This is a genomic window from Acetomicrobium sp. (assembly GCF_059026225.1).
In genome coordinates this window covers 366,508-378,024 of record NZ_JBWQOQ010000008.1, presented here as the reverse complement: position 1 = coordinate 378,024, position 11,517 = coordinate 366,508, and the positions used below count along the sequence as shown (strand labels likewise).

Annotated in this window: 10 protein-coding genes and 1 pseudogene; 2 read left to right on the top strand and 9 right to left on the bottom strand. The window is 43.3% G+C overall.

The window, feature by feature from the left end; all coding sequences use genetic code 11:
- The 6 genes and pseudogenes from AC5SXE_RS11565 to miaB form a co-directional block, all read right to left on the bottom strand.
- A pseudogene (locus AC5SXE_RS11565) lies at positions 1–299 on the bottom strand (lysine--tRNA ligase); the annotation flags it as partial.
- The gene (locus AC5SXE_RS11560; RefSeq protein WP_310846927.1) at positions 300–1,268 is read right to left on the bottom strand and encodes a tRNA dihydrouridine synthase; all 969 of its coding nucleotides are present in this window, start codon (positions 1,266–1,268) and stop codon (positions 300–302) included. It abuts the pseudogene before it with no gap.
- Positions 1,249–2,013, bottom strand: coding sequence for a type III pantothenate kinase (locus AC5SXE_RS11555; protein WP_310846930.1), 765 nt, complete (start codon positions 2,011–2,013; stop codon positions 1,249–1,251). Before AC5SXE_RS11555 ends, AC5SXE_RS11560 begins: the two co-directional genes overlap by 20 nt.
- Positions 2,014–2,031: 18 nt before the next feature.
- A complete protein-coding gene (locus tag AC5SXE_RS11550) occupies positions 2,032–3,441 on the bottom strand; it encodes a ComEC/Rec2 family competence protein (protein ID WP_493917396.1) in 1,410 nt (469 codons plus the stop codon).
- Positions 3,438–4,202: a helix-hairpin-helix domain-containing protein gene (locus AC5SXE_RS11545; protein WP_303882458.1), complete on the bottom strand. Its 765-nt coding sequence runs from the start codon at positions 4,200–4,202 to the stop codon at positions 3,438–3,440. Before AC5SXE_RS11545 ends, AC5SXE_RS11550 begins: the two co-directional genes overlap by 4 nt.
- Positions 4,180–5,532, bottom strand: a complete 1,353-nt coding sequence (miaB, locus tag AC5SXE_RS11540) for a tRNA (N6-isopentenyl adenosine(37)-C2)-methylthiotransferase MiaB (protein ID WP_493917395.1) — start codon at positions 5,530–5,532, stop codon at positions 4,180–4,182. The genes AC5SXE_RS11545 and miaB overlap by 23 nt, the downstream gene beginning before the upstream one ends.
- A gap of 348 nt (positions 5,533–5,880) precedes the next feature.
- Between miaB and AC5SXE_RS11535 the strand changes: the two genes are divergently transcribed.
- Entirely contained in the window at positions 5,881–6,300 is a 420-nt protein-coding gene (locus AC5SXE_RS11535) for a hypothetical protein (RefSeq protein ID WP_493917394.1), read from the top strand.
- Positions 6,301–6,550: 250 nt separating this feature from the next.
- Here the strand turns inward: AC5SXE_RS11535 and AC5SXE_RS11530 are convergent, their stop codons facing one another.
- Positions 6,551–7,783 (bottom strand): Zn-dependent hydrolase, encoded by a 1,233-nt coding sequence (locus tag AC5SXE_RS11530; RefSeq protein ID WP_493917393.1) that lies wholly within the window; start codon positions 7,781–7,783, stop codon positions 6,551–6,553.
- A 447-nt stretch (positions 7,784–8,230) separates the two neighbouring features.
- Between AC5SXE_RS11530 and greA the strand changes: the two genes are divergently transcribed.
- Positions 8,231–8,725, top strand: coding sequence for a transcription elongation factor GreA (gene greA / locus AC5SXE_RS11525; RefSeq protein ID WP_303882467.1), 495 nt, complete (start codon positions 8,231–8,233; stop codon positions 8,723–8,725).
- A gap of 101 nt (positions 8,726–8,826) precedes the next feature.
- Here greA and AC5SXE_RS11520 read toward each other — a convergent pair whose 3' ends face one another.
- Together AC5SXE_RS11520 and AC5SXE_RS11515 are read right to left on the bottom strand one after the other, a co-directional pair.
- Positions 8,827–9,771 carry a D-alanine--D-alanine ligase family protein gene (locus AC5SXE_RS11520; RefSeq protein ID WP_303882469.1) on the bottom strand — a complete coding sequence of 315 codons (945 nt, stop codon included), beginning with the start codon at positions 9,769–9,771 and terminating at the stop codon, positions 8,827–8,829.
- Positions 9,768–11,465, bottom strand: a complete 1,698-nt coding sequence (locus AC5SXE_RS11515) for an LPS-assembly protein LptD (protein WP_493917392.1) — start codon at positions 11,463–11,465, stop codon at positions 9,768–9,770. The genes AC5SXE_RS11520 and AC5SXE_RS11515 overlap by 4 nt, the downstream gene beginning before the upstream one ends.
- Positions 11,466–11,517 lie beyond the last annotated feature (52 nt).

Below are 11,517 nucleotides of genomic sequence, written 5' to 3'. Positions count from 1 at the left end.
TAGAGCTGAAGTCTTTCTGAATCGTCCTCCAAATGCGCAAATGAGGCCCTACCATGCTTTCTAATCGTCATGACACGACCCGCCGTCTTTATTGTTGCAGTTTCATCCATCTCATCTGGACCTAAATGGGAGAAATGTTCGTGTACAAAGGACAATTTATGCTCTTTATCCCATTTATCGATCACGTATGGATCAAATTTTGATTCCTTACGCAGGCGCTCCAGTTTTTCCACGCGCTGTCTTATTATTTCTTTTTCCGGAGCAGTGCGTTCTTCCATGTTTACGTTATTATCATTCATTTATTGCTCCCCCTTAGCGTAAAGGTTATTAAAATCATTGATATATGAATCAAATAATTCCTTCGTTTTCGCTATACTGCCAGCATTCGCCAAAGAAGATCGCATATAGGAAGCCCTGGGCATTCCTTTAAAAATACATGATAAGAAGTGGCGAAGCAAGTGCATGCCTGAATTGTCTTCTATTTCGCATAAGTCTATCAGAAAAGTCCGAAAAACATTGACTCTGGATTTAAATGAATCTTTGAAATCTGCAAAATATCCCAAAGCCTTTAAAGCATCTGGTATCATGAAGGGATTCTTCAGGGCACCTCGCGCAACTAAAACGCTTTTGCAGCCCATCTCCAGATATTCAACAACATCACCGGAAGTAAACACGTCACCCGTAGCTGTTATCATGCCAGGAAAAGCCTTGGCAATTTCCTTCATAATATTCTTATCCGATATTCCATTATAACCCTGCGACGGCGTTCTTGCATGGACCGCGACATTATCCGCACCGGATGACACTAAAAGCTCACACCATTTAACGGCATCATGCAAGTTATGGCTTGGAATTCTCGTCTTTACACAAATCGGCAAGCCAAGGGCTTTGGTTTCCTTTATCATTTGGGTTGCAACATCAGGGCAGAATATCATGGCTGCGCCTCCTCCTGATGCCATAACCTTCTTGGAAGGACACGCCATATTTATGCCCAGCGCTTCAAATGAACTCACCTTTAAGGCTTCCTCTGCTGCCTCCAAGAGAAAATCGACGTTGCCAGAAAAAAGCTGCAATACCAAAGGTCCTTCGTTGGGGTGTCGAAACAAAGAAGGAAAAACAGACTGGTTTTTATCAACAACAGCCTTTGCCGAGATCATCTCAGTATGAGCAAGCCCCACGCCTAAATGGAAACACATTTTTCTTACAGGCCATGCGGTAATATCGGCCATGGGAGCAAGCCACAGAGGGTTATTTGATGTTACGCTCATATATAAGCCTCAGCCCCTCTAACGTGAGATTAGGATCCACGACGTTTATTCTACTTGACCACCTTGCTACGGTCTCGGCATGTCCCCCTGTCGCAATGACCTTGGGCGCTTCTTTTTGCTCTTGCGACATACGATCAACCAAGCCATCTATCAGTCCAGCGTAACCAATTACTATTCCAGATCTCATCGATTCCGATGTAGACCTCCCAATGGCCCTTTTGGGAGGCTCGAGTGCTACCAAGGGAAGCTTTGCAGTCTTGCCAAACAATGCCTCTACACTGGCCTGCAACCCTGGAGCTATTGCCCCTCCGAGATATGAGCGATCAGAAGATACGTAATCAAGCGTTACGGCTGTGCCAAAATCTACCACAATGACAGGACTTCCATAATTATGCACGGCGGCAACCGCGTTTACCAATCTGTCAGCGCCAACTTCAGCAGGTATGTCATACTTTACCTTTATGCCAAGGTCCACGCTTGAATCGACCACCATGGGTTTTATACCCAAGTATTTCGAGATCCCCTCACGCCATGCCATCTCAAGCGGAGGGACAACACTCGAAATTATAGAACTGGTGATAGACTTCTGGTCTAACTTTGTCATGTAAAGCAATCCCGTAAGATAAATCCCGAGTTCATCCCCGGTTCTTTTCTCTGATGTAAGTCTCCAATCTGCAACCAAGCAGGCACCATCGAAAATACCAAGGCAAGTATTTGTATTACCTATATCCAGAACGAGAAGCATCTCTTACACCCCCTCTTTTTAAGATAGCAATATCATATAAACTACCAGTCCACAGCTCGACACACAAATGCTCCTAAAGAAACCAAAATTTAACCTTTTAGTCAGTATAACAAATAATATTGCAATGGAAATAATGGGCCAATGCCAAGGTTCCGTAATGCTCATGGGCATGAAAGAGGCCAAGAAGTTTAGCAACCATTCAAAGACAAGCAAAGCCTTTTCTGCAAACCAAACTACTAATGTACCCAAGCCAAAGGGCAAAATGACAAGGGGGGTTGAAAGCAGAACGACAAAAAATAAAAGTGCAAAAACAGGAATGGCGATCAAATTAGAAAAAAGTCCTACGACAGGTAATGATCCGAAAATTGTAAGCACAATACCAGCAGTGATCATCCAAAGAAGCGCACTTGAAGCTAGCAGCGAGATCCTTTTGGAAAAAATACCGGTACATCCGATCGTCAAGGCCGACATGACCGACAATTTCCAACCTACATCCCACACAAACCAGGGCCTCCATAAAAGCAAACAAACAGCTGCCAGACTTACGGCTTGAAGAGTCTTTATGGGCCGTCCAATCATCTTTCCGATCAATACAAAAGCCGTCATCAAACCAGCGCGCATGGCACTAGCAGCAAACCCAGTAAAGGCCAGGTAAAAAAACAGCAAGAGCAATGATATTTGAACTTTCCATTTGGCTTTTCTTAGAGCTCGAAAGACAATCCCCACCACCAAGGCTACATGAAACCCTGATACAGCCAGCAAATGGGAAGTCCCCCATTTTGAATGAAGTTGAGCCAAATCAGGGTCTTTAACTCCAAAAAGCAGGGTTAGCAAATATCCCCTTACCCTGGGCGGAAAATTCAACAAGACCCAACTTCTTAAAAAAGATCGCCAGCGATATAGGTTAAAACTGTTGGCTTTCCGGCTTTTGGTTACTTGCAAGCCAACCAGGCGACCCCTTACGCCTCGAGATCTCCAATAGGTATAAGGATTAAAGCCCGTAGATTTATTTTCCAACGGAAGTATTGAAGCCTTTATTTCGATGCTGTCACCTTCTCTTAAAGCCAGACTTGGTGATACATCCGCAACGTATTTACCCTTAGCGGTCTTGAACACTACGGCTCTTTTGCTCCCCCAGGGCCTTTCAAAGGCAACAACCGCCTTCTCTGATATGCTATCAGCTAAAATGAGCTCATTTCCAACTCTGTAAGCTAACAACGAACTTCCCAGCAATCCGATAACGAAGCACAAAACTAAAACATAAAGCGCATGAGACGTACCGTCATAGGAACAAAAACCCAAGGCCAACATAATAAACCCAGCGATAAGGCTTGATAACAAAAAGGGGAAACCTTTACCCGCTAAAAGAACGGCAACTATAAATGAGACTAACAGACACAAACAGGGAGTTTCATAAAGTAATTTCATCTATATCCAACGGTAACGTAAGGTCTGATCTTCTCCATCTTTTTGGGTCCTATTCCTTTTACCTCAAGCAGTTCCTCTACTGAACGAAACCCTCCCCTTAGATCCCTGTAATCCAATATTGCCTGGGCAGTCTTAGGTCCTACGCCAGGAAGACTTTGCAACATCTCCGCACTCGCCCTATTCAGGTCTATTACATCGACATCTTTTTCGTAACTTCCATAAGGCTTGTTAGCATTGGAGCCAGCAAAGACATCCTTCGCGATGGACAAATTATCCCTGCTCTGTTCAACTAATGTAGTGGCAACCAACTCACCTTTCTCGGGCACATGAAGGTGGCAACCATCACCTAAGTTTGCAGCCAAGTTTATGGCCACCGGGTCAGCTTTAGTGGTAAGTCCTCCCGCTTTTTCCACCAATTGATACACCCTTGACCCAGATGGCATTTTATACACGCCCGGGTTTTTAACAGCTCCTGTAATGTACAATATCCATTCCTTTTCCTCAGGAGTCGCCTGTTTTTTGTCAAGTTCGCCTTCCTCGTTATTGTTTACAATCTCTGATGCTCCAATGCCCTGAAGGACAACATTCTCGGCTTCAAATGATCGTCCTTTTATCTTTCCCAAAGAATATGCGGCCGACAATCCCAACGCCAAGACAAAACACAGAAAGGCCATTAAAAACCATTTAAAGCTCTTACTGCTTTTGTATTTTTCAAGTGATTCTTTCTCATGAAGGAACTCAAAGTCCAACTTCGAGGACATCGTTAAAATCCCTCAATGAAACTAGTTCACCGTACAAATACCAGTTGGAGGCCTCAGTTATGCGCACCTCGTACAATTTTCCTAACATAGTCTCGTCCCCCGGTACCAACACTACCTTGTCCGTGGGCGTTCTGCCTTGCAGGAGCCCTCCTCCTTTAGGCGCTAAATCATCAAATAACACCTCAACAACCTTGCCAACTAAGTCTAAATTCTTCTTAAACGATATAGCATCTTGTAGCTCATTTACTATGGCAAGTCTTCTTTTTTTCTCTTCTTGGGAAATTTGATCAGGCATCACAGCTGCTGGCGTTCCTTCTCTCGGAGAATAGGAAGCCGTATGAACCAGATCAAATTGCATTCTTTCCAACATATTAAGAGTGTCCACGAAATCCTCTTCCGTCTCCCCGGGGAAACCGACTATAAGGTCGCTTGTTATTGAAATGTCTGGAATTGCATTGCGCAAGCGTCTTATTATTCCTTCATATCCGCTGACAGTGTAACCTCGATTCATCTTCTTTAAAATCCTATCGCTTCCCGACTGGATGGGAAGATTTACAGCAGGACAGATTTTCTGTTCTTCTGCCATAACTTCTATTACATCATCCGTAAAATCGCGCGGGTGTGAGGTGGTAAAGCGCACCCTGAGCAACCCGGGAATGTGCGATACATCACGTAAAAGATCCGAAAATCGATAACCTTTGCAAAAGTCCTTTCCATAGGAATCGACATTCTGACCCAAGAGCGTGACCTCAAGGATGCCATCTTCGACAAGCTCCGATACTTCTTCCAAGATCTCATCTGGTCGTCTCGATACAAACCTTCCGCGCACGTAGGGCACAATGCAATAAGTACAGAAATTATCGCATCCGTGTGCAATGGTGACAAAAGCCTTGAAGGGATTACTTCTTATAATAGGCGTAACTTTCAAGTCAACCATTTCTCTAGGATCCTCGTCCAAATATACGACTACTTTATTGCGTAGAGCCTTTTCCAATGCATCCGGTACCAATCCTATATGCCTTGGCCCAACTACGACTCTTACCTGCGGAAACCTTCTAATCAACTCCACACCCATGTTTTGGGCCATGCAACCTATGACGGCTAAAATGGGCTTGCCCTTTACCCCAAAAGCCTTCTTGTAACGTCCTATCTCGCTTAAGACCTTCTGTTCGGCTTTTTCCCGAATGCTGCAAGTCACAATTATGACGACGTCGGCTTGAGACGTATCTGTCTCTTTCCAGCCTCTAAAGGTCAAGGCTGTCCTCAAGCGATCACCGTCATATTGGTTCATCTGACATCCGTATATATTAATAGCAAAGCTAAAAGACATATCAGCTTTTCCCTCTCTCGTTTCAAAAATTTCCTTGGTTATTATAACCTACTACAAAAACTTCCTTCAAACAAATATTTCTAAGGCATAAAGCAACCATAAACTACAAACCGACCAACATTCTAATAGCGCTTACGGTCACAAATATAGATAACACGAGCGAGGCCAACAGTTTCCCTTGAGTATAGCAAAATACGCCTCGTCAGTACCTAGTAAAGAAAATAAACCAACTCAAATACCTAATGTCACGGAAAATATTTTCATCAAAACTAATTCATTCTCATCGTATTGAAAAATTCTGCTTCGAATGATAAAATTTAGGTAAACCTAATTTAGGGGGTGACAAGCATGAAACGGGCAACAGCTGCAGTTTTGACACTTGTCGTGTTGATAGCTGTTACAGGCATAGCTTCCGCACATGGGCGATATGGTTTTAGATCAAGTCCTATTTGGAACGTTCATAACGGCTGCGGTCAGGGAGTAATTATGAGTGAACTGAGACCCGGTTACGCGAGCCTTCATACGTGGAGCATGAGCAGATCTCGCTTAGGATTAGCTCCATATGATCTAAAAATTCGGACACAAATAGTCGAAAACATGGGCCAGCTGGAAAGACATCGACTAGAATTGCATTCTAGGTTATACGATAACCCTCTAGACAGGTATAAAATCACCCAACTTCGCGAAAGGATGCTTTCTCTTCAAGATGAGATAGCTCGATGGCAGATCGAACAAGCTTTCAGACTATATGAAAGGCAAGAGTATTAGAGCCTGTTTCCCAACTTGAGATCTTGCATTGAAATCATTTCCCAAAGAAGCCGTAGATTGTAAGTTTCTATATTGAGATGAAGTGAACCTTAAGTACCTATAGGCCTATTGCTTGTATATTTTGTTCCATCTCCATGAAGACTGCTTTATTTTACTGCATTCTAACCTTGGTGGGGTGAGTTGTGAAACAGGCTCATTATTGTACCAGGTTATACCCAAGACGTATGAAATCAGCGATTTTAAATTCTAGCTATATCCTGTCTTTTTGATCTATCTCCAAAACAGCAAGTAGGAGCACATTAATACCACGCCAACAATCTTCTAATGGCGTATGTTCTAGCTCGCAGTGACTATGTCCCCCCTTGCTTGGTACGAAGACCATTCCAGTAGGTAGCATTTCCGCAACGTACTGCGCATCATGCCCAGCGCCACTATACATTCTTTTATATGTATAACCGTAAGCATCGACGCTTTTCTGAATACAGTTAATTATTTCTTCATTGAAACTTACTGTGTTACGCTTCCATCTCATTTCGTAGCTTACTTTGCATTTATCAAGTTCCTTAGGAATGCCCTTTATTATGTCAACAACTTGTTTTATTACACTTGGATCTTTATGTCTCGCATCCAGAGAAAAATCTACAAATCCAGGAATACATGTATGTATACATGGATGGCAAAAGATTTCTCCTGTGGTATATATTAGATCACGTTCCAATTTACCAAACTCGTCGTGGAAATATCTTATTGCAGAGGTCGCAGCCAAAAGGGCATCTCTTCTAAATGACATTGGCACAGTTCCTGCATGGCCAGTCTGGCCATGAGTTTTAATCCTGTAGTTAACCATACCAACAACACCCTCTACAACACCTATTTGTTTGTTCTCTGCTTCTAATACTGGACCCTGTTCAATATGCAGCTCTAACATGGCCATATAATCTCTAGGATTGAGCCTGTTAGCCTCATCGCCCACATAACCGCTCTCTAACAAAGCTTCTCCGAAGGTTTTCCCCTCTGGGCTTTTAGAAGCCAACACCTCTGCTTTATCAAATTTACCGCAAATAACTCCTGAGGACATCATCGCTGGTGGATATAAAGAGCCTTCTTCATTTGTCCAGATCATCGCCGTAATTGGATGTCTATGAGGAATCTTGTTGTTAACAATTGTTTCAAGAACTTCCATTGCTCCTATAACTCCCAAAATACCGTCATAATTACCACCATTTTTGACAGAATCTGTATGTGAAGCCATCACAATACTAGGGAGTCCCTTTTCGGAACCAGGAATAGTTGCATATACGTTGGCCATATCATCAGTTACTATATTAGCACCAACATTTTTCATTCTCCTCGCAAATTCATCCCTGGCTTGCAAGTCCTCTTTTGATAGTGCAAATCTCGTTATGCCTCCCTTATCGGTGCCGCCAAACTTGGCAAATGTTTCTATTTTATTCTGTATCCTGTTTTTGTTGCAGGTTATCATAACGAATACCTCCTAAATATCTTCACCTTTAATTTTCTTGACCTAACAATCCCATGCTCCATTTTGTAATTATATTAGCTTTGTCAAATAGCCCCTAAAATCTCTTATAAGCACGATAACGCATTTATTCGTAATTTCCTTCGGTTACATTCTAGACCAAGCATTTCTCACCTACAATAATAACTAAACTTCGGCCCTCATGAATTTCTTTGGACTTTTAGTCAAAGTTAAAAAATAACAACAGGGGCTGGTCCTGCTTTCATAGCACATTTGTAACGCAGGTTTCCTTGCAAACTCAAAGGATTATCCCTTTGGTTGAACTGTAAAATTAATAAATGAAGGAAAAATGGATATGATTCGATTGACATCGGCAATAAATGCTGTAAAATTCATAAAGCTAAGCTAGATCTGAAAATGAGACTTTTCTCGCTAGGAGGTAAATGAGGAATGTCGGCTGAAAGAGTCCAACAAGATGATGTCATTTTGATGACGCGCGAAGGATACCAGAAATTACGCGCTGAACTCATAAAACTGAGGAGCGATGGTAGGCACGAGATATCAAAACAACTTGAAGAGGCAAGGTCATTTGGAGATTTAAGCGAGAATGCGGAATACCATACAGCCAAAGAAGCGCAAGCCAAACTCGAGGCACGAATTCAGCTATTGGAATCACAACTATCTAAAGCCAGAATCATCGACAGTGATCAAATAGACACAAGTCAGGTAACTTTAGGCACCAAAGTTACTCTAAGAGACCTCGATATTAATGAAGAATTTACTTATGTAATCGTAAATTCGGAGGAAACCGACCCAAGCAATCACAGAATATCGGTCTCAAGCCCCGTTGGGCAAGCTATAATAGGCAAAACCGTCGGCGATGAAGTCATAGCAAGAGCTCCTCGCGGGACAAGAAGGCTCAAGATATTACGTATCGAGGTCTAGTGTAATAAGGCAAACCTGTCTAAAGGATGTCAAATAAAAGGAAGGGTTACTTTTTTGCCTGCAATCATGAGGGTGATTATTTCGAGCTTCAGGTTAATGTTTTATCTTTCAAGAGCGTTTGTAATTAATCGCTTCACCAGATCCTCGAAGGACCAACCAATTGCTTTCGCCGCCTTTGGAACCAGACTCGTAGCAGTTAGCCCGGGCGCAGTGTTTACTTCTAAGACATAAGGCTTTCCATTAAGATCAAGGCGCATGTCCACCCTGCTGTATTGCTTGCAACCCAAGCTAAGATGGGCTTTGATGGCCGCTTTTTTAGCCTCCGAAGCTACCGATTCTTGCAATGGAGCGGGTACCAAATATTCACTGTTACCAGGCGTATACTTTGCCCTATAACTGTACAGTGAATTTTTGGGTACTATTTCTATGACGGGAAACGCCCTGATGTTACCGCCATCGTCCCACACAGTTACAGTGACTTCTTTCCCAGGGATATACCGCTCAGCCAGGATGAGATTGTCATACTCGGAAGCTAAGCGCAGGGAAGACAATATATCGCCCTCTTGAGCAACTATGCTTATACCAATTGTACTACCGCATCGCGAAGGCTTGATGACCATCTTTTCTTCACTAAGCTTATTATAAAAACAGATTACCTTTTGATAGGTCGTTTCTATGCCCTGTCGAGACGTGTCAATTTCGATTCCCTCAGGCACAGAAATATCGTCTCGTCGAAACCTATACTTGCTCAAGGCTTTATTCATTGCAAGCATGCAGGCTTCAGGACCCGAGCCTGTATAGGGTACATCATAGAACTCGAGCAGAGCTTGTAGTCTGCCGTCTTCTCCCCATCCTCCATGCAGTGCTATGAAAACGACATCGAACTTTTGGTCACTTACACATTTTATGACATCTTTCATTGTTCGCACATGGCCATCTAAAACCTCAAAGCCGCTTTCCTTCGCCGCTTCGACTACTGCCTTCCCGCTTGCAAGCGACACCTCTCGTTCCGGGCTTTCGCCTCCATATAACACTAATACTTTCATTTTACGAACCCCACTTCCTGGGCCGGACTTGTAATTTCCTCCACCTCTCCGCCAAAGGTAATCTTGCTTTCAGGAAATGCTTTTATAACGAGCCTCAACCCCATCCAATCATCCTCATCGCTTGTCGAATACATTGGCCTCTCATCCTTATAGATAAATTCCCAATAATAACAGTGCTCGTCGTAAACCAAGCTGTAAACTACTTCATCTAAATGTTCATCCACGAAATCATAGGCGGTCCTTACCGCCACTTTCCAGCGACTCCCCAGAGGAATGCCCGTGGTATGATAAATCTCGCGTCTATCCGAGTAATCGTCCCAGGACATGGGCGAATTCCCAGTCGTCCAGCGCTGGGCATATCGAGTTACCATGGGAAATTCACCGACTCTGTAACGCAATCCCCAAGTCGCGTCTATTATTTCCTGACGGCGCCACTTTTTCGCGTCATACTTGAACCATTGATACTGAGCCCAAATAAAGGGCGTGAAGTTATTATTTTTTTTATCTAAAGGAGCAAAGGAGCTTGAAAAATCAAAGCCATAACCCCACCTGTCTACTTCGGCTTCATCGGCTTCATAATGACCCCAATAGAGGGCGAGGCGCGACCTTGCATTTGACGTTAAATCGACCCAAGGCGTGAACAGTTGAACCTCAGGGGACCGCCAAAGGACCCCTTTATAAGTCACTCCTGCTTCTTTTTCTATCGAAACGTTTTCAGCTTGAGACCAATAAATTTTCCCCGAAAAGCCCTGATTATAATAATTTGCACCCCAACTGGGTCGGTAACGCTTCTCGTCTTCGTCAGAGTTATAAGCATAGACTGCATTCGCAAACAAACTCCATTGATTTGTCAAACCGTAACTACCTAAAACCATCCATTCTTCGTCCATATCCGACCAGTAAGCGAGGTGAACGTTAACGGACAGCCTATCATCGACAACCACCGGACCATATCCTATGACGCCGGTTCCTCGATCGGAATCGTCTTTTATACGGAAAGTAAAGGGACTGCTCGCCTCTCGATCCCTTATGTTGATCTCATAATTAAAGGGATATGTATAAAGCAACTTCCCATCCAAGTACACCCTTGGGCGCCTTAAGACCACTTTGTTACCCGGTATGACTGTCATCTTAGTGGTATAAAGATTGTAATGCGGTTTTGGCGCATCACACGTTGTGTAATTTGCATTTTCCCAAATAGCAACGTGGGCATTTTTTTCTGTTTTTTCTAAGTCTTTCCTGCCCAGCCATCCCTTACTCAACGCCGCTTCAGGCGGGGCTATTTTAACATCTCCTCCGTAAACATATACTGGTCCTTCTTGTCCCGAGCCATTTTGCATTATCCCTTCTTGGGTAATTAGGTTATATTCAAGCTTGTCTCCCCTAAGAACCCTGTTGCCCCAAATTAATACTACAAGCTCATCGTCGTGACCTTCTGCAAATACCATGGAACTCTCTATGAAGTATTCAACGTAAGGAGCTTCAAGTTTCATATCTTCGCGCCTGATTATAACGTTACCTCTCGCCTCAGCACGCCCTTCAATCTCAAAAAAGACCACTTCATCTGCCTCTAGCGTAACTGGCGAGGATAATTCCTGGGCAAAAGCTGAGGTACAAGTAAAAATTATCAAAGATAGAAACATCAACAAAGAAATAACGTTTCCACATTGAAAATTCCTGTGGCTACAGTCCATGAACACTTCTCCCTCTTTGATAATAAATGCCAGGTAAAATCTTAGTTGGATC